The 20,338-nt window shown below is 50.3% G+C and carries 12 protein-coding genes; 1 reads left to right on the top strand and 11 read right to left on the bottom strand.

Going from position 1 to position 20,338, the window contains the following annotated elements; genetic code table 11:
* Positions 1-35 precede the first annotated feature (35 nt).
* The 10 genes from WFI24_RS24465 to WFI24_RS24420 all read right to left on the bottom strand — a co-directional run bounded on the left by WFI24_RS24465 (position 36) and on the right by WFI24_RS24420 (position 12,416).
* Complete coding sequence (locus WFI24_RS24465; protein WP_336764676.1) at positions 36-1,679, bottom strand: ABC transporter substrate-binding protein; 1,644 nt, start codon at positions 1,677-1,679, stop codon at positions 36-38.
* Between the two features lie 173 nt (positions 1,680-1,852).
* Positions 1,853-3,196 (bottom strand): LLM class flavin-dependent oxidoreductase, encoded by a 1,344-nt coding sequence (locus WFI24_RS24460; protein ID WP_336764675.1) that lies wholly within the window; start codon positions 3,194-3,196, stop codon positions 1,853-1,855.
* Positions 3,197-3,518: 322 nt separating this feature from the next.
* A complete protein-coding gene (locus WFI24_RS24455; protein WP_145325164.1) occupies positions 3,519-3,797 on the bottom strand; it encodes a glutaredoxin family protein in 279 nt (92 codons plus the stop codon).
* A gap of 207 nt (positions 3,798-4,004) precedes the next feature.
* A complete protein-coding gene (locus WFI24_RS24450; protein ID WP_336764674.1) occupies positions 4,005-4,958 on the bottom strand; it encodes an aminoglycoside phosphotransferase family protein in 954 nt (317 codons plus the stop codon).
* A 492-nt stretch (positions 4,959-5,450) separates the two neighbouring features.
* Positions 5,451-7,163: a glycosyltransferase family 2 protein gene (locus WFI24_RS24445; protein ID WP_336764673.1), complete on the bottom strand. Its 1,713-nt coding sequence runs from the start codon at positions 7,161-7,163 to the stop codon at positions 5,451-5,453.
* Between the two features lie 67 nt (positions 7,164-7,230).
* A complete protein-coding gene (locus tag WFI24_RS24440) occupies positions 7,231-7,878 on the bottom strand; it encodes a GT-D fold domain-containing protein (protein WP_336764710.1) in 648 nt (215 codons plus the stop codon).
* Between the two features lie 914 nt (positions 7,879-8,792).
* Positions 8,793-9,524, bottom strand: coding sequence for a sugar phosphate nucleotidyltransferase (locus WFI24_RS24435; RefSeq protein WP_336764672.1), 732 nt, complete (start codon positions 9,522-9,524; stop codon positions 8,793-8,795).
* Entirely contained in the window at positions 9,521-10,294 is a 774-nt protein-coding gene (locus WFI24_RS24430; RefSeq protein WP_145325161.1) for a glycosyltransferase family 2 protein, read from the bottom strand. Before WFI24_RS24430 ends, WFI24_RS24435 begins: the two co-directional genes overlap by 4 nt.
* Entirely contained in the window at positions 10,291-11,406 is a 1,116-nt protein-coding gene (locus WFI24_RS24425) for a glycosyltransferase family A protein (protein ID WP_336764671.1), read from the bottom strand. The genes WFI24_RS24430 and WFI24_RS24425 overlap by 4 nt, the downstream gene beginning before the upstream one ends.
* A 41-nt stretch (positions 11,407-11,447) precedes the next feature.
* Positions 11,448-12,416, bottom strand: a complete 969-nt coding sequence (locus WFI24_RS24420; protein WP_442956259.1) for a glycosyltransferase family 2 protein — start codon at positions 12,414-12,416, stop codon at positions 11,448-11,450.
* Between the two features lie 756 nt (positions 12,417-13,172).
* Between WFI24_RS24420 and WFI24_RS24415 the strand changes: the two genes are divergently transcribed.
* A complete protein-coding gene (locus WFI24_RS24415; protein WP_336764669.1) occupies positions 13,173-14,738 on the top strand; it encodes a M4 family metallopeptidase in 1,566 nt (521 codons plus the stop codon).
* Between the two features lie 186 nt (positions 14,739-14,924).
* On the opposite strand, the gene WFI24_RS24410 is transcribed toward WFI24_RS24415, so the two are convergent.
* Positions 14,925-20,141, bottom strand: a complete 5,217-nt coding sequence (locus tag WFI24_RS24410; protein WP_336764668.1) for a WIAG-tail domain — start codon at positions 20,139-20,141, stop codon at positions 14,925-14,927.
* Positions 20,142-20,338 lie beyond the last annotated feature (197 nt).

The raw sequence follows: 20,338 nt of genomic DNA, 5'->3' as shown, positions 1-20,338 counted from the left end.
ATATCTCCTTCCTGAATCAGGATTGGCCGTTCATGTTAAGGGTGAATGCGAACATCGTTAAACAGTGGATACCCCAGCGAATCGAACTTGATGCCTTCGACCTTTTTGGATGCTGCGACGGTATACGGGAACACATAGATTGGCAAGATTACCGCTTGCTCAATCAGATATTGTTGGATCTGATTATAGATCTCCACACGTTTATCGGGATCCGTCTCGACCGCTCCCTGCTCTAACAGTTCATCGATCTTCGGATCAGACAAACCGGACAATGTCGGACGCTCGCCCTCTGCGCTCGTATGATAGAAAGCGTACAAGGCATTCGGATCGGAATTGACCTGACTGTTGCCATAGAGATCATAATCCCAGTTCTGATAGATGACTGTTGCGATGTCTTTTGTAATCTCGACTTCAACGGCAATGCCAACCTGTTTCAACTGTTGCTGGATAATGGCAGCAATGTCATTGCGTTTCTCCCGATTGGGCGAACCATCGACATAACGCAGGGTCAGTTTCTGGCCTTCTTTGCCACGAATACCATCAGCGCCTTTCACCCAGCCTTGTTCATCGAGCAGTTGATTGGCTTTGTTAATGTCCGGGTTAATGCTTCCTTCCAGCGATGCATTATAACCAAGGATTCCAGGAGACAGTGCGGACCACGCACGTTCGTAGTTGCCCAGATACAATGTTTTGACAATCGATTCCACATCTACGGCGGATTGTACCGCCTGCCTTACTTTCACATCATCCCAAGGCGCTTTACGCAGATTGAAAAAGAGTGTGTATGGCAACCCAACTGTGTTGGCCTGCAACAGTTGCTGGTTCGGATCGTTTTTCAATGCAGCAATATTTTGCGGGGGAACCGTCTCGGCAGCGAGTACCTGACTACTTTGAACACTTCCGATGCGCGTCGCTTCTTCCGGTACAATCTTGAATGTGATCGCATCCACATGGGGCGCGGCTTTATTTTCAACCGTCTCAGGTCCCCAGTTGTAATCCTTGTTTTTGGCAACGACGATATCCGCATTTTCATCCCATTTCACAAAGGTATACGGACCTGTTCCCACCGGATTTTTACCCAGCTGGTCGCCATATTTTTGGGCAGCCGTAGGGGATACGATCCCCAGCAGCGCCTGGCTCAAATTGCCGAGAAAGGCTTGCGATGGTGATTCCAGATTTACCTTGATCGTATATTCATCAATGACTTCGGAGGAGCTATAGGGTCTAATCAGGGCCAGAGAATTGGCAGCTTTGGTGGCTGGGTCGATCACCCGGTCCAGATTGTATTTCACGGCTTCCGCATTAAACGGTGTACCATCATGGAACTTCACACCTTCACGCAGCTTGAACGTATAACTCTTGCCGTCCTCAGATACGCTCCATTCCGTGGCAAGCCAAGGTTTGATGGAACCATCAGGCAGCTGCACGACCAGATTGTCGTAGATCGTCCGGATGGCACGCACCGTTACGGCAAGCCCACTGCGATGAGGGTCCAGCGTATCGGGTGAAGTTGCAAGTGCAAAAGTCAGGTTGCCTCCTTCGGCTTGCCCGGCCTGATCCCCGCCTGACGCCTGTGCCGAACTGTTCGTGCTGCCTCCCGCTGCTCCGCAACCGGACAATACCATCACCAATACTGCTGCCAATGCCATATATTTCATCCATGAGATAGACCTATTCATATCGCTTCCCCCTCCGTGTATACAGGTGTCATTAAATTGATGTTTATACCCAATACTCGATATATCCTATGAGTTAAGTCGGTTTTAAAGCAGTACGAAACGTAGTAATTGATTTCATTACCGGTTGGAGAAAACAGCCAGACAACATCAGATGCTCGTTCGCTCCCTATCAGTTATGCCAAATCAGATACGACTTGTTCCTTGGCAGCCGTATAACGGTTAACTGGAATCTGCACCCCAAGGTTACCTCGCAATGTATCGTGTTCATAGTCTGATCGATACAGGCCGCGTTCTTGCAGAATCGGAACAACGAGTTCCACGAAATCAGACAATCCACTCGGCAGTTCCGAAGCAATAATGAAGCCATCCGCTGCTTCCGTCTCAAACCATTCCTGAATCTTGTCAGCAACCTGTTCCGGTGTGCCCAGGAATTTGCTGCGCGGTGTTGCTGCCCGCAGAGCCACTTCACGCAAAGTCAATCCCTGCTCCTTGGCATCCTTCTTGATCTTGTCAGTTCCACTGCGGAAACTGTTGCTTCCAATGCCATTCAGCTCCGGGAACGGTTCATCCAGTGGATATTGGGAGAAATCATGATGTTCGAAGAAACGTCCCAGGTAATCCAGCGCTTTATCAATGGTCACCAGGCTTGCAATCTCCTGATATTTCTGTTCCGCTTCCTCTTCGGTCTGTCCAACAATAGGATTGATGCCTGGCAGAATAACAATATCCTGTGCAGAACGTCCATAGGAAGCCGCTCGTGTTTTGACATCCTTATAGAATGCCTGTGCATCTTCAATTGTATCGTGTCCAGTAAAGACAGCATCCGCTTCTTGCGCCGCCAGCGTTTTGCCATCTTCCGATGAACCTGCCTGGAAAATCACCGGCTGTCCTTGCCGTGAACGGGCAATATTGAGCGGACCTTGTACGGAGAAAAACTCTCCTTCATGATTAAGCGTATGCAGTTTGGATGGGTCGAAGAATACACCGCTCTCTTTGTCTCTTACAAAGGCATCATCTTCCCAAGAGTCCCACAACCCTTTGGTTACCTGTAAATATTCCGCGGCAATGCGATAACGTTCCGGATGCGTAGGGTGACTGCTCTTGCTATAGTTCTTCGCTGTACCTTCCAGCGGTGAAGTCACGACGTTCCAGCCTGCACGGCCATCACTGATCTGATCGAGGGAACCGAACTGTCTGGCTACGGTGAAAGGATCACTATAGGATGTCGAGAGGGTACCCACCAGTCCAATGCGTGAAGTAACGGCAGCCAAAGCGGAGAGGATACTGATTGGTTCGAAGCGATTCAGGAAATGGGGAATGGATTTCTCGGTAATATACAGACCGTCTGCGATAAAGACCAGATCGAACTTGCCTTCCTCCGCTTTCAGTGCCTGACGTTTGTAGAATCCAAAGTTAACGCTGGCATCCGACAGAACCTCCGGGTGTCTCCATGTGGTGTTGCTTCCTCCAACCCCGTGAATAATGGCTCCAAATTTCAAACTGCGTTTCGCTGTCATATGCACTCCGCCTTCCTTGGATTAGAATCTTCAAAAGAATGATCAAGGGCCAACTGAACTGATTACGTATGCGAAATAACTTAAAAGTTAACTATTCCTATGAGTTTGGTTTGTTTTAATTTCACAAATCTTATCACTGCCCCGTTAAAGGGTCAACAGCATGACTAATAGATATTTTCTATATGAGCATTGAAGATGTAAATATGACCATTTACATCCCAAGAGAGCTATAGCTTATGAATGTTCCGGCTGCTGCACAAATGCGATCTTGCATCATGCAGCAGCCGGAACAGCTTGCTCCAAAGGTATATATCGACTCCCGTTAGACTGCGGCCGCTTCGTCCGCTCGTGCCAGAAGTTCAGCCAGCTTCTCCAGATCAGGCTCCAGCAAGGCTTCAAACTTGCCGTCCCCTCCCACTTCAATGACGGGTACATGCCGAATGCCATATTTTGCTTCAAGCACATCTCGCAGCACGTCATGACCCTGCACTTCAATGTTCTCAAAAGGCTGGTTTCGTTCTGTCAGAAATGCTTTCACTTCCCCGCAGAAATGACAGCCTGTTTTGCTCCACAGCACGACTTTTTTGGTAGATGAAGACATCGACATACCTCCTGATTGGTTTTAAGATCAAGATCTGGGCCATTGAATATGAACGCCCTAGACCTTCAATTCCCATCTGTTAAATAAGAATTATGGCTCTAAATGTACTCCTGTGCCCTTCCTGCGTCAATGGATCTGCTAATAGAATAAACCTATAACCAAATAGAAAGATTAAATTTTAAATTTGAAAGATGGCTTATTTTAATCCTATTGATGCCTCCAAACCTGGTCAAAAGCTTGTTTCGCTAATACCGTGTAGAACTCGATCTGATCCGGACTTCGATCTATGGCCCACCTCAGGGTGTCAAAAGCTTTTAATAACAACATATGCCTCGCTTGATTCAGTTCACGCTCCTGCTCTTGTATACTTGTCCCATAGCCTTCTAAAAACGCTTTCAATTCTTCCTTGTCAGGACCCTCACCCCGTAGCTGGCATTGCATGAGTTGAATGATATCGCCGTAAGGCACGACGGTTACCTCCGCATTGCCCCAGTCCAGAAGGGTAATCTCACCCGTAGAACTTACGATTGTATTCTTCAAGGAGAGATCGCCATGGCATAAGCCAAAGCGGAACTTTTGCATTTTCAATTGTTCGAACCATTGCCTTGCGACCTGTGATTCCTTCATCGTAATGACACCAAGCTCAATCAATGGATCTTGCTCCGTGAGACTATTAATATTGTATTGCACATACCCTTGCCAACTGCCATCTGATCCTGCATGAGGAGGAGAATAAAATTGGTTTTGAACCTCATCGTGCATTTCCCTTCCAAAACCATTCACTGGGATGGATTGAAACTGTTTTGTGTACTCTCCAAGTTTCCTCCAGATTACGGAAGCAGGCACGGTCGTATCTAATCCGTTGTCCCCTTCGATATACGTTTGAATCATATAGGCATGTTCAGCGGTAAGCCCCACGGACAATGTCTGTGGCCCAGGAATACCGACACTCGCCGCTTGTTCGATGCACCATTTTTCTTTCACAAAGGTGGAATATGTATCTGGATCGTTCATGCGTACAACAACTTTATGACTTGCCGTCTCCACCAGGCAGACCTGATTAACAAAACCTTTACCGATGATATGATGTGAGCATGTTACTTTTTCCAGCAAAAAATCACTGGCAATCTGTTCGGCTTGGTTGACTACAGAATTTTTCATCGCGCATCCTCCCTATCCCTGTCCCTATCTAATGACCCCAAGTTACGCTTGGTAATAACTATGTTGGTCATAGTGTAAAAGGAATTCGTTGATCTTTCAATCTCTATACTTTAAGTGGTCTATTTAAGTTGAACTAATCATTTACACGATAACGGAGAGGACAGAAAAAACCTGAAAAAGCGAAGCTACAAGCTTTCTGCAAGAAAGCTACTTCGAAAGCATACACTTCGCCTAAAAGCTTTCTGAAAGAAAGCTGTCTCGGAAGCATATGCTCCTTGAGAAAGGGGAATCGAAAAAATCTGGGGATAACAGCGATTGGAAGGTTATTCTGTCATCGTAGTGTCAGTGTAAATAATCTTTAGTTCAACTTATATAGCTACCAACTCATATGTAATGTTTGGATGCGGAATGAGGCAGAGCGATTCCACAGGATACCGCTGCTTCTTTCATTCCGCATCATGCTGCTGATTCGCATAAACAGATCGCCTGACATTACAGATCGGGGTTCAAGAGCTGAGGAGGGGCAACAATTGGCCATCCTTCTTCTATCGAATCCAGTTGATCTGCAGACACGCTGACAATATGCCCGGAATGCACACCCCAACGTTCTGCGGCATAGACCGATACAAATCTTCTCCGCTTGCCTCCGCTGATCTGATATCGAATCTCGGGTGCATCCGCTGCGGCAACAATACTTCCCTCTGCCCAGCCATTGGGAGAACCCTGAATCGCTGTCGTATGCACCTGATGTGACTCCATCGGCCATCCTTGTACATCCCCTGCTGATATCAGTGCTTCTCCGGCAGGAATGCCGAGCAGATCCGGTTTCGCAACCTGAACTGGTGATATTCCACGCGGTACAGGGATGTTCAGCTTACGCCGCCGCCCACTAGTCAATGTATAGACATCACCTTTGGCATCAGACAGGAACGAGCCTTCGGGGTAGAATTCACTGCTGCGTCTGAACTGTAGTGCTGGATCTTGGCTACCTTGCGTTGAGATTCGCTGACGTGGATCGGTCGGGCTCGTATCCCTATCCTCTTGTTGACCGGATGGGTTAAGAGAGGTTTGTTGTCTTGCCAAGCGGGAGGTTTCAGCAACCAGCGTATGGGGATCTCCCCACTTTTGGCTATAAAACTGCTCGTTATCCTTGTTCACTACAGCAAAATCCTGCTCCCCCAGTGCTTTCATGCTGACACTTCCGAAGTGATGAATAAAGGCATCCCCGGCAACCGCAAGCTGGTATCCTGCCAGCTTCACCCGGATGATCCAGTCATCATCTTCAAAATTCCCCACCGCGTAACCTTCGTCCAGATAACCTACTCGTTCCAGCAACTCCCGTGAGAACAACCAGCAGAATCCGACCAGGCGATCAGTCAATCGATGTTTTCCGGTATCCGGACGATTATGTGTGGTGGCAAAAGGCCACATCTCTTCTACCTCACGATACGGAACCTGAATCTGCTGATCCCCGCCAATATAGTTGGTCACCGGACCCACCACACCAATCTTCGGATCACTGGCAAGACAAGTCATCATATTATCCAGCCAGCCCGGGGTAACCAGCGTATCGTTGTTCAGTACGACGATATGTCGTCCTCTCGCCATCATCAGTCCATGATTGACACCTCCGGCAAACCCCCGATTCTGATCCAGGGCAGCCACCCTCACCATGCCGCCTTTGCGGAGCATGGCCTCGGCAGTACCATCCTTGGAGGCATTATCCACGACAATGATTTCGTAGGGAGCAGGCGTATGCTTTTCGATACTGGACACACATTGCAGCACATACTCCCGCTGATTGTACGTGGGAATAATGATGCTGACCCCTTCAAATACAAGACCAAACGAACTTTGTCCTTGGCGGACACCTTCATCGTAGCCTCTGCGATAACCCTGTTTGTAGAGTCTGGCGCCTTTGGCTGTGCGGTTGCTTCTACCTTTGGTTCTGGATTTGCGTGTTGAGCGACTACCTGCTTCATGCAGGACTGCCATGGCAGGTCGCGAGACATCTTGCTGTGTGGCACGGCGGCCCACTTTTTTGTCGTTGTTCATGCTGCCATTTCGTTTGTTCTCACTGCGCTTGCTGATGTTTGAAGTGTTGTTATGGGGACTGTTCCCCTTACGACGGTTGACGTTTCGAGCATTATCTTTGTTACTTTGCCTGTGACGACCTTCCCCACGTTGTTGATCGGATGTACTCATGTTGCTTCCTCCATTTCCACTCGTACGTGAGGCCAGTGTTGTACTGTACTTGCCCCCGGACGGTCCACTAGAGTTGAAGCTCTCCGGTTACCAGTTTGTCTGCCAAATGTCCAAAATCCAGAGCGACCTTACCGAGTTCACCTGCGATTCGCCTACATAGGATGACCGCCGGAATCCCTGCCGCCACCAGCGCGATATCAAAAGCATGTTCTGCGGTTTGCTGCATCACCCTCGGAACATCCATGACTCCCGCTACAGAACCAATGATACCCGTGACATGAACCCCCCGGCTGTGCAGCAGTGCCGCAAGCTCTGCAGCCTGGCTGCCGATGAGCAGAACCCGGCGCCCTTGCAGCACGGGCAGCACTAGACCAGACTGATGCAGACTGTAATTGATCGTGGAGCTGGTCAATTTCAATCCAGACCAGTCGATTCCGAAGTGGCGCAATACAGGGAAAAGCAGTCCCTGAAACGTAGGCGCCCGCGAGATCGGCACGCCAACCCAGTCGGCGGCCCGAATCGCTTCCGCGAGCATCGCGCGGATGTCTGGCGTTGAGCATGGCACCCCTGCATAGGGCAGAAACGGTGCCAGCTCCTGCACTTCATGGCCGGGCAGCACCGTATCGGCTGCCAGGGTGAGCAGTTCGCCATCTCCGAGGCGAACGACAGACAAGGGGCGCTGCGCATCCAGCGCCGCCATGATGTGGCCAGCCATCTCGTGAGGGCTGGCCAGCCGGGTCAGGCTGGGCGCGTATTGGCGGAATCCCGCCGCGATCAGATCTGCCGCCGCCACGGCAGGCAGAATGTGATCCGGCGGGATGTGCTGCGCCACCAGCGCCTCCCCGCCGGCGAATACGCCGTCGCGGTAGCCCTCGGCGTAGCCGCCAGGCACGGCCTGCGCCTGCGCTGCGTGCTCCGCATGCGCAGCAGGCAAGCCCTTTGCGCTGCCCGCATGCGCGGCGGCAGCGCCTTCCCGCCCCGCAGGGGCGACACCCTTCGGGAGTGTCGCCTGGCGCGGGGCGGGGCCAGCACCGCTGGCAGGCATCGCCTGTGGCGTGCTGGCTTGCGGTGCTGGCATAGGCGCTCGGCGCATCGCCGTGCGCTGCTTGGCGCGGGCAGCGGCACGCCCGCCCCGCGCTGGTGCATGCCTGCGCCCAGCAGTGGCCTGGCGCAGACCGGCTTTGCCTTTGCCAGCGGTGCTCGCCCTGCTGGTACGTCTGGGTTTGCCCGTATTTCCCGTGCTTACACTGCCAGATTTGCCCGTATTACCTGCCCTGCCTGTGTTGCCCGCTTTGCCTGCACGGACCTTGTGCGCTGCGCCTGCAGACGTATCCGCTTTTGTCTGGGTACTGCGTTTTCCAGACTTAACACCTCTGACTCCAGCGTCCCCTGCCCCTGCTCCCGCTGCTGTACCACTGCCCGTGAACACGGACGGGTGCGTGCCCCGGGGTTTACCTATCACCATAGGCCCAGTGGACCCGGTGCGTGTCGCTACTCTCACGCCATTCCCTCCTTTGGCATGCACGTGGATTGTCGCTGCGCAAAGCGCCGGAGCATCCTTTCAGCTCCGGCGCAGGGTGTTCTGCTCCCATGGGGCACCGCACAGCGGCAGCATCAGGCGCATTGGTGTTAGGGCAATTGTCCTTTCATGCGGACAGCTGCTTCCTGGAGCGAATCAAATGTACCCGCATCACTCCAGTATTTCTGCAAAATATCGTATTCCAGTCCACCAGCAGATGCGTAGTGATTGTTCACATCCGTAATTTCAAGCTCTCCGCGCGCTGACGGCGCGATGTTGCGAATGAGGTTAAATACATGATCGTCATACATATATATGCCCGTAACACAATAAGAGGTTTTCGGCTGGCTTGGCTTCTCCTCAATGTACGAGATTCGCTCCGGATGCTGTGGATCAAAGACCGGCACCCCATAACGACGCGCATCATCCACCTCTTTGAGCAGAACCCTTGCTGTACCGGCAGGTTGCTGCATGTAACGGTCCACATAAGGCCTCAGATCGTCGCTGAAAAGATTATCCCCCAGGAGCACAACGAATTTTTCTCCCGGAAGGATAAAAGTGGTCGCCAGATCCAATGCTTCCGCAATCCCGCCCGCCTTTTCCTGAATGCGATACGTCAGCTTGACCCCATGATCCGCTCCGCCACCAAGATACTCTGTGTACAGCCCGGCGGAATGTTTGTTGATTACAATCAATAGTTCATCAATGCCTGCCTGGCGGAGCCTGTCGATACCATACATAATCATCGGATGTTTACCGACTGGAAGCAGATGTTTGTTAATGAGCCGGGTCAGAGGATACAGTCTAGTTCCTGTTCCGCCGGCAAGAATTACACCTTTCATTCCACGTTCCCTCCTTCATCGGATGTGTCCATATATTCAAGCGGATCGACATGCCATTTGCTCATAAAAATCGAACGATTACGCTCAAGCAGCTGTTTCCACGCCAACTTATCTGTCTTCTGAAAGCTTGCACTTCCCTGATGATGCACGAGAACATCCCCGCATACCAACAAGCGATATCCCTGTAATCTTGCTCTATAACAATAATCATCATCCTCATAGTGTCCCGGTGAGTACGCCTCGTCAAGCAGTCCGACCGATTCCACTACACTCCGTTTTATCAGCATACACAGACCGACAATCCGGCGCACTTCCCTCCACCTTGAAGCATCCGCTACATTGTTGGAAGCGGCCAGCTCCTGGAAATGTTCCATGTTCCGAAACGCCAGTTCAATCTGCTGGACGCCGCTGGCATAATTGGTGACAGGACCCGTAATCCCAATACTCGCATCACTGTACAGAGCGGTTCGCAGGTTCTCCAGCCAACGGGGCGTGACCGTAACATCATTGTTTAAAAGTAACAGCTCATCCCCGCAGGCTGCACGAATTCCAGCGTTACACGCTGCCGGAAATCCCCGATTATCCGGGAATCTGACAAACCGAATTCGCTCCAACGCGCAATATTCAGCCGTTCCATCCGTCGAACCATTATCCACAACGATAATTTCGTATGACGCAGGCTCACCCGAGTATTGTCTTATGGCATCAATGCAGGGCCTGATCAGATCCAGTCCGTTGTATGTTGGAATAATTATGCTCGTCAGTCTCATCTGGCGTTCCTCCTGTAAGCTACTTCTACACGGGAGGGCGTACGTGCCTGAGCTGTATTCCAACCCGTGTCCAGCCAGGTAGCCAGCGCCTCCAGATGATCTCCGAGGATCAATCTGGCGACATCATTCCCACTCCCCGTGTTACCGGGACGCAACCGATTGGAACGAATAACGTCCACTTGACTTGGTGCCGATACGCTCATCCCATGCTGAATGGCGAGACTTTGCGCCTTGGGTGGAACGGCCAGTGATGCAGGCTTCACGGTCTGGATCATACGACGAGACAATGCGTGGGGCACGGCTGTCATGGAATTGGAACCGAGATCTGCCCTGCCTAATGTTCGGTTCAGATATGCCTTGATCCGGCTCACCTCATCCTGCCCGGCAAACGGAGGAAGCAAGGACGTCAGATTATTCAACGCCACATCCTGTCCCCGATCCACTGCGAACAGAAATGGTGCAAGCTGTTCCGCCGATACGACCATATCCCCATCCACAAAGAGAACCGCCTCCGCATCCGTCATCTTTGCTCCAAGTGCCCGGCCCACATCATGTCCTGCCCGATCCGGTTCATATACGAGCGTAATCCCCGGCTGCCTCAGCACCTGCTTCAAACTGTCATCGGTCGTTCCATTCAGTACAACAATGATGTCTGTCAGAGGCAAACGCTTTAGTTGCGACAACACCTGCCCCAACGTACGTTCCTCATTGCAGGCACAGACAACGGCAGCAGCCGAATGACGAAGGGGCAGCGGTACGATCTGAAATGAATGTCCTGAGTTATGGGCATATCCCTGCATAAATGCCTTGCCTGCATCCATAGCTGCCTCAAAGTTGTTTAGCTCCGCAACGTTCGCCGCATGTGTATTCCACGCGAGACAGGCGTGTTCTTCTGACGCTGTATTGTCAGCCTTCGCCTGGCTTCCTGCACGTTGCCCAGCTTTCCACATCAAGCGCAGATCTACCAGGTCAGCTTTCGATCGGCTTCTTCTCGTTTTGGAGATGACGGATTGCTTCTTGTTCATATGACGCTTGTGGATACGTGTTCTTCCTGCTGTCTTTCGTCTATTCGTTGTCCGCCTGCGGTGGACAATCCCTGAACGCCCCTTCATTTCCTCACCTCCAGCATGCTGCATCATCCGATGCAGCATGCTTACCTCGCCAGGCTGCGAACACGATGCAGATCGGAATAGCCTCCGCGGGGACCAAGCGTATCCGTAATCCACTTGATCGCTGCCAGATGATCATTGAGTACCACTTGACTTAGCGGATCAGGTCCGGTTCGTTTCTTACTGCGAATTGCATTCATTCTGCCCACAGGTACGTGATGAACAGCGCGCACCCGGAGTCCGCCAATCACTGCCTTCGCTTGAGCGAGTGGCGGAACTTCCAGCGAGGATATCCCAATGACCTCAAGTCCATGGCGGCTTAATGCATGCGGGATAGCTGTCATCGAGGCTCCCCTTAGATCGGATCGTGCAAGTATGCTGTTTAGCATATGTTTGGCCTCCACTACTGGATGAACGGGACTGCGATTGATCGGACCATGGTAGTCGTTAAGCGCTACATCTGTCCCCTGCAGCACAGCCTGCACATAAGGTGCAAGGTGCTCGGCAGGAATAGCGATATCTGCATCGGTGAACAGCAATACCTGACCGCGGGCCGCGGCTGCGCCTACTTTTCGCCCTCCATCATGTCCCAGTGCTTCAGCATAAGTGAGCACGCGTGCTCCTGCCCGTTGGGCTGCGTTAGCCGTGCCATCTGTTGAACCATTCACAATAACAAGTACTTCAGCATCACGACATATACGCAGCGCTTCCCGAACAACGGCACCAATCGTTTTCTCCTCATTCATGGCAGGGATAATGACCGAGAGCATCGGCCGCTGAGCATCTTCCCCATGTGGAGAAGGATATCCCATGCCATGTTCAGCCCCATTTCCGGTTCCATTCTTGGCCCCATCCTTTTCCTCTGGGATCTGCTGTATGGATGGAATAAGGAACGTATAGACCTTTGTACCCTTTTTGTGTGCAGACTTCCATCTTCTTTTCTTCAACACTGCTTTTCTGCGTGTCATTTTCGATTGGATTGCATAACGTGCTGTGGTACGGGTTTTGCGCAACACTTTCACCTCCCGCATTCAATCATCGGCATGCCAAGGGAGTACACGTTATTCTATGTATTCGTGGAGCAGTGGAAACGGCGTATGTCCTTGCACCAAGCAGGTTCTCTCTGTGAATACGCGGGTACAAGCCTTCCTTTCAGACAAAATACGTCAAAATATATGAAAAACGCTACCTCTCCCCTACTTCAGACACAATTTTAGAAAAAAACCAAATTTGCACCTTTTCCAAAGTTTTACACTGTGCTAATATACGTTCCAAGCCATTTATTTACAAAAATAACCTTGTGAGGAACACAGGTTCCCCAATCCTCTTCTTTTTGTTATTTATTGACCTTAGGTTAGTTATCGATGATGGTACTCGCAGAGCATGTTTAGGTGAATGCATTCTAATCTTGAGAGGGGTGATGCTGTTCAGAACACACCGTCATTGTCACTTACGTAAACCCGGAATGAACAACCCAGTTTTTCGTAAACACACTTCTACCTGCGCAATTGGACAACCCCCGGCTTCTGAAAGAGGAACACAATGGACGATTAAGCCTCCGGGCAGAACTGAATAAACGGTACTCCTTTGGGTTGTGTTTAACACTTCCCTGGTCAAGGCCAAACCGATTTTGTTCCCATCGTTTCTTGTCTATTCCACGCTTCAGGTTCAGCCCCACGCTCCGCGCTGCCCAAGTTGCAGACGGAATCCCACCGAGATTGGCATGATATTTTTCCAAAAAAATAAGTATAAGAATGGGAGAGTTTACGATGAAATTTGCCAAAGTTATGCCAACAATTCTTGGAGGAGCTCTTTTGCTCGCTTCCGTATCTTCTGCTACTGCAGCTCCATTGTCTGATCAATCCATTCCACTTCAGGCCCCTTATGCCTCTGAGGAGGGTATCCCATTGACCAGCGGAACAGATGACACCATCTTCAATTACCTTGGACAACAGGAACAATTCCTGAATTCCGATGTGAGATCCCAGCTCAAAATTGTCAAAAGAAACACAGATACATCTGGCGTAAGACACTTTCGCCTGAAACAGTATATTAAAGGTATCCCGGTCTATGGTGCTGAACAGACGATCCACCTGGACAAAACCGGGGCCGTAAGTTCCGCGCTTGGTGATCTTCCACCGATTGAAGAACAGGCCATTCCGAATGATGGTGTAGCCGAGATCAGCGGAGAAGACGCAATCCGAATTGCAACCGAAGAAGCAACCTCTCGCATTGGAGAGCTTGGTGCAGCGGAAATAACACCTCAAGCTGAATTGAACATCTATCATCATGAAGAAGATGGCCAGACTTATCTGGTTTATATTACGGAAGTTAACGTGCTTGAACCTGCCCCTCTGCGGACCAAGTATTTCGTAAATGCAGTGGATGGCAGTATCGTATCCCAGTTTGACCTCATTAACTTCGCTACCGGAACAGGCACAGGGGTGCTTGGGGATACCAAAACTCTGACGACCACCCAATCCGGCAGCACCTTCCAACTGAAAGATACCACTCGCGGCAATGGCATCCAAACGTACACGGCGAATAATAGCTCCTCGCTACCAGGTTCCTTGCTTACGGATTCAGATAATGTATGGACCGATCGCGCGGGTGTAGATGCTCACGCTTATGCTGCTGCCACGTATGATTTCTACAAAAACAAATTCAACCGTAATGGGATTAATGGTAACGGATTGCTGATCAGATCTACCGTGCACTACGGCTCCAATTACAATAACGCCTTCTGGAACGGGGTACAGATTGTCTTTGGTGATGGAGACGGAACAACGTTCCGATCCCTGTCTGGTGACCTCGATGTTGTGGGTCACGAATTGACGCACGGTGTTATTGAGTACACAGCCAATCTGGAATATCGCAATGAACCTGGTGCACTCAACGAAGCCTTTGCCGATATTATGGGCAATACCATCCAGAGCAAAAACTGGTTGCTCGGGGATGATATCTACACACCTAACATTCCAGGTGATGCGCTGCGTTCCCTCTCCAACCCTACGTTGTATGGTCAACCTGACAAATACAGCGATCGTTACACAGGTACACAGGACAACGGTGGCGTTCATATCAACAGCGGTATCATCAATAAAGCTTACTACCTTGCAGCTCAAGGCGGGACGCATAACGGTGTGACTGTAACGGGTATTGGACGAGATAAAGCTGTACAGATTTTCTACAGTACACTGGTGAATTACCTGACACCAACTTCCAAATTTGCCGCTGCCAAGACAGCAACCATTCAAGCAGCCAAAGATCTTTATGGAGCAAATTCCGCTGAAGCTACTGCCATTACCAAAGCATATCAAGCTGTAGGCCTGTAATCTTACTTTAATCTTGTAATTCTTACTATAAGTAGATGAACTTATAATCAACTCATTTTAAAATGTAACGAAACGTTCAGCCCCCCTCACCGTCCGAACGGATCAAGCTTAATTCAACCAAAAGCGGTGTCCCGGACAACTCTGGGCACCGCTTTTGTCTTTCTGTCTATTTTATATAATTCTTCATTATCTTTCCGAAGGTCCCGCGGCAATCCATGACAACAATCCGTACGTATGCTTGCAATCTGCTGTACGTGACACTTCAAGCACCGCTTCATCCTCACTCTGCGAGAGAAGGGATACCTGAAATCCCCGATCATTGCTCATGGCCACAATCACATAATGTTCTGAAGCAAATGATTCTTCAAAAACAACGGTTACCTCTGTGCATTCTTCACTCTCTGGCAGTACAAAAGCTTCCATCCCGAATTGTTGTACCACAGGTTGCTTGCTTACACTACGAACAGGTTGGAAGGCCAGATGTTTGGTCTGAACTGCACCCAATTTCAGCTGACTGCTGCCAACGGAATCATCACACAGATGCTCTTGTGTGATCGATTGTTCACTTAACATAAACTCCGTAGTTCCACCGATCTCCTGTGACAGTTCAAGCTGTGCTTGCTGATCCTGATCTTCCTGATCTTCCTGCTCTGCCTGCTCTGTTGTGAACAAAGCTGCCGATGGTTCGCCAGGCTGATCTGTTTGGGATATCAACTCTTGTTGTTGCTCCAGACCAGCACTCGGTAATGCCTCGACGATTACCTGCTGTGACTGCTGTACACCTTCATTTTCTGGTTGAAGCAACCCCTCTTGTCTTTTGATAGCTGCCAGTTGTTCCAGCGTTTCTCCACTGAACTGACGAATCGCATTCCATATCTCTTCGCTCAAATGCGCTGGACCTACAATCCCCGCATTCAAATGGTTAGAGGTAATACTCTGCTCACTCAGTTTGCTGCCGTTCACGCTGCCATCGGCCAATTTGGCACTGGTGACAGACCCATTTTGCAGATGAACCCCGCTTACTGACTCCTCTTCCAGATGAGTTGTGCGAATACTGCGTTCTTGAATATGATCAGCAAGAATGGTTCCATCCTGAATATGACGAGTTTGCACACTTTTGTCTGCTATGTGGATAGCCGATACCGCACCTTCAAGCAATTTATTACCATTTACACTGCCGTCAGCCATTTTGGCACTTGTTATGGAACCATTGTGCAGGTGAATCGCACTTACCGATTCCGCTTTGAGGTGGGAGATCCCAATGCTTCGCTCTTGAATATGGTCAGCATGTATGGCTCTCTCTTGGATATGGCGGGATTGCACACTTCCATTTGCGATATGAAGATCTGACACCGCATTTTCAAGCAATTTGCTGCCGTTTATGCTGCCGTCGGCCAATTTGGCACTCGTTACAGATCCATTTTGCAGGTGAACCTCACTTATTGCTTCCTCTTCCAGATGAGATGTGCCAATGCTGTTCTCCTGAATATGGTCAGCAAGGATCGCGCCTTCCTGGATATGCCGGCTTTGCACACTTTCCGGTGCAAGATGAATTCCCGATATGGTATCTTCGAGCAGCTTGCTGCTGTTAATGCTGCCATCGGCCAGTTTGGCACTCGTTACGGATCCATTTTGCAGATGGACTGCACTTACCGATTCCTCTTCCAGATGGACTGTGCCAATACTCCGCTCCTGAATATGATCAGCATGGATGGCATTGGCCTGAATATGCCCGGATTGCACACTTTCCGCGGCGATATGAATCCCGGATACCGTACCTTCGAGCAACTTGCTGCCATTTATGCTGCCGTCAGCCAGTTTGGTACTCGTTACAGACCCATTTTGCAAATGGATAGCACTTACCGACTCTTCTTCCAGATGTGCAGTACCAATGCTGCGCTCTTGAATATGATTAGCAAGGATGGCTCCCTCCTGAATATGACGGGATTGCACACTATCCTCTGCAATGTGGATATCCGATACCGCACCTTCAAGCAACTTGCTTCCATTCACGCTGTCGTCAGCCAATTTGGCACTCGTTACAGACCCATTTTGCAGATGAATTGCACTTACTGCTTCCTCTTCCAGATGAGGTGTGCCGATGCTCCGCTCCTGAATATGGTCAGCATGGATCGCGCCTTCTTGAATATGGCGGGACTGCACACTTTCGGATGCAATATGAATTCCCGATACCGCATCTTCGAGCAGCTTACTTCCATTTACGCTGCCATCAGCCAATTTGGCACTTGTTACGGACCCATTTTGCAGATGAATTGCACTTACCGCGTCCTCTTCCAAATGGAATGTGCCGATGCTCCGCTCCTGAATATGGTCAGCATGGATGGACCCTTCCTGAATATGCCCGGAGTGCACACTTGCGGATGCAATATGGCTCCCTGATACCGTACCTTCGAGCAATTTACTGCCGCTTATACTGCCATCTGCCAGTTTGTCACTCGTTACAGATCCATTTTGTAGATGAACCGCACTTACTGACTTCTCATCCAGATGGATTGAGCCAATGCTGTACTCTTGAATATGCTCAGCAAGAATTGCTCCTTCTTGGATATGGCGGGTTTGCACACTTTCGTCTGCAATGTGGGTAGCCGATACTGTCCCTATAGCTAATTTGCTACCATCAACACTACCACCGGCCAGTTTGGAGCGTGTTACAGATTCATCCTGCAATATAATCGTACTTACCGCTTCTTCTTCCAGATGAGTCGTTCCGATGCTGCGTTCATGGATATGATGAGGAAGAATTTCACCATCTTGAATATGACGGGAATGTACCGCTCCTTGCTGCAGGTGAACAGCACTCGTCGACTCTGCCTGAAGATGCAAACCACTGATCAAACCTGGCTGAAGATGGGCCGCTGTAATTGATAAAGGTGCCAGATGGTCTGTTTCGACAGATCCCGGAGCCAGGTGATGGGATCTTATGACCTGTTCAGCAATATGCTCCTCATGAATAATGTCTGGCTTCAGATGCTGTGAGTTCACAACGTGATCACCCAGATGGTCAGACTTCACACTACCGTCAGCCAGATGCTCGGATTGCACAACGGATGGCTGAAGGTGCTCACTGCTTATGGCTGCCTTTTGCAACTCTGTCCCTGATACGGAGTCTGCTGTCAAATGGTCCGCAGTGACCGACCCATGCCGCAGTTTGTTGCCTGTAATACTGCCATCGGCGAATAATTCCGGTGAACGTATTTCCTCCGACAAATGTTCCAGGGATACGGCATGCTGTTTCAGGTGATAGCCGCGTATGGTTCCTGCTGGAATATGTTTTGCATTTATGCTTTCAGCCATGATCTTGGAAGAAGTCACGCTGCCGTCGGCCAGTTTGGCTGACGTGACAGCAAAATCCGCCAGTTTATCCGTGGCAACACTCTCTGGTGAGAGCTTGGGGGAGGTAACCGCATGATCCGTCAGATGAGGCGGAAAAACGGACCCGCCCGCCAGTTGGGTTGAAGTTACACTACCAGGAGCCAATTTGTCTGTTGTGACCGCCGCCCGTGCAATAGCATCTGTTTCAACACTGCTCGGCTGAAGATGAGGCACACCCACAGCATGTTCTGTCAGATGCTCCGATTTCACGGCATAAGGTCTCAGGGCCTCGGACCCCACGCTGCCTGGAGCCAGATGCGTACCCGTAACACCACCACCCGCAAGATGCGAGGATGCGACACTTCCCGGAGCGAGTGCTCTGCTACTAATCGATGCCGTTCCAAGTTTTTCTTCTGTCACACTTCCGTCTGCGAGCTTGACGTCTGTCACTGCAGCATCCTGTAACTCAAACGTACCCACCGCCGCCTCAGCCAAATGCCGCTCGGATACTACGCCATCTGCAAGCGCTTCTCCGGATACACTACCGGTTGACAGATGTGTTGCATCGATGCTTCCACTTGCAATGTGAATGGAGTGAATTGCAGCATTGTCTACATGTACCGGCGTAATTCCCCGATTGACAATATGTTCCGCACGAATGGATCCTTTGGCAAGATGTTTCCCCTGCACAGCTTCATCTGCAATTTTGGATGAAATGACGCTCTGATCAGAAATCTTGGAGGCCGTAATGGACTGTTCCAGCAATTTTGCTGTTCCAACCGACTGGTCTGCCAGTTTGCTGCTGGTTACTGCACCTTCCGTCAAATGTTCACTGCCCACTTCTCCATTGCCGATCTGCTCCTTGCCAACTGCATGAGCGCGAATCTGGCTTGAGCCGATTGAACCGTCCAGAAGATGTCTTCCAGTTAGCGAACCCTCAGCTAAATGTCTTGTTTGTATGGATCCATCCTCAATTTGGTCACTTCCAATACTGCCATTAGATAGTTGTGAACGACCGACGGCCCCTTCTGCCAGATGTGTCTGTTTAACAGCACCTGCCTGAATATGGTGAGACTCGATGGATTGTTCTTCGATTTTGCTGCCTGAGACAGCACCTTCACGAATTTTGGATGTAGTCACCGCATCGTCGGCCAATTTGGACGTGTGCACAGCCCCTCCCGTGAGATGCCGCGTATCCACACCGCTAATCGCGATCTTGTCTCCGGTTACGGCATGATTCTGAATTAAATCTTCCGTGACCAGCATGCGGCTGAGATGCCTTGTGCCGATGGAACCGTCGGCAATTTTGGATGAATCGATTACCTGGTTGCCCAGCTTCTGCGAGGTAATGCTGCCATCTCTGATTTTCTCACCAGCAATAGAAGCGTTGCGTAATTTATGACCGGACACGGAGCCGTCAATGAGGTGCTCATCGGATACAGACGCTTCTGCCAGTTTGGCAGAAACAATCGCCCCATCTGCAATGTGAATGCTGGTCACTGCATAATCCTGCAACGCTTCACTGCCGACCGCACCTGGTTTTAGCTTGGAGTCATCCACAGAGAACGGAGCCAATTTGCTCTCCGTTACCGCAAAATCACTCAGATCATCTGAATAGATATAGTGTCCGGTATGACCCGGCATCTGGTTCTGGTTCAGGACCTCCAACCGGTCCTTGCCTGTTGTCTCCTGCTTATTGGTGCTCTGCTCTTCTTCCAGAGCAAGCGAGGCCACGCTGCTGACCTGAATCTGCTTTTCCAGGCTATCTTGCGTCTCAACTGCCTTGCTATCAGACTCAACGAGTTCAGGCTTGCTGATTTTGGTTACAATCTCTAGCTCTTCCAGCTCGTTCGTTGTAGCAGGTAGTTCCGTTGATTCGGATAGGAATTCTTCTGATGCCTGAATGGCCCTTGAATCCCGTTTATTTGTATTCAAGCGTTCTTCCCTATTCAGAGTGAAACCTGAGTTCATTGTGTCTGACCGTCGATCAGTCAGATCCAATTCCTTGAATTTCGGGCTCACATGCCGCAGTTTCGGCGTCGGAACCTTCTTTTTGCCATTTTTACTCATGCAGCTTGCTCCTTCCTCTAACGTTCGTCTCCGGCATCATATGCTTCCATATGGGCATCTGCCACTTCATTTATGACTTTTGCAGATTCCAGAGCACGGATGTACAGGCGTTAAGTCAGGAACGTTCGATGATCTATGTGGAAATAGGCGTGTCAGAGCAGCAGAGGAAAGGCGGCTGTCCACGCCCCCGTCCCAGT

The sequence above is a fragment of the Paenibacillus sp. USHLN196 genome (assembly GCF_037144955.1).
Classification (GTDB): domain Bacteria; phylum Bacillota; class Bacilli; order Paenibacillales; family Paenibacillaceae; genus Paenibacillus; species Paenibacillus xylanexedens_C.
This window is presented reverse-complemented; position numbering and strand designations above follow the sequence as displayed.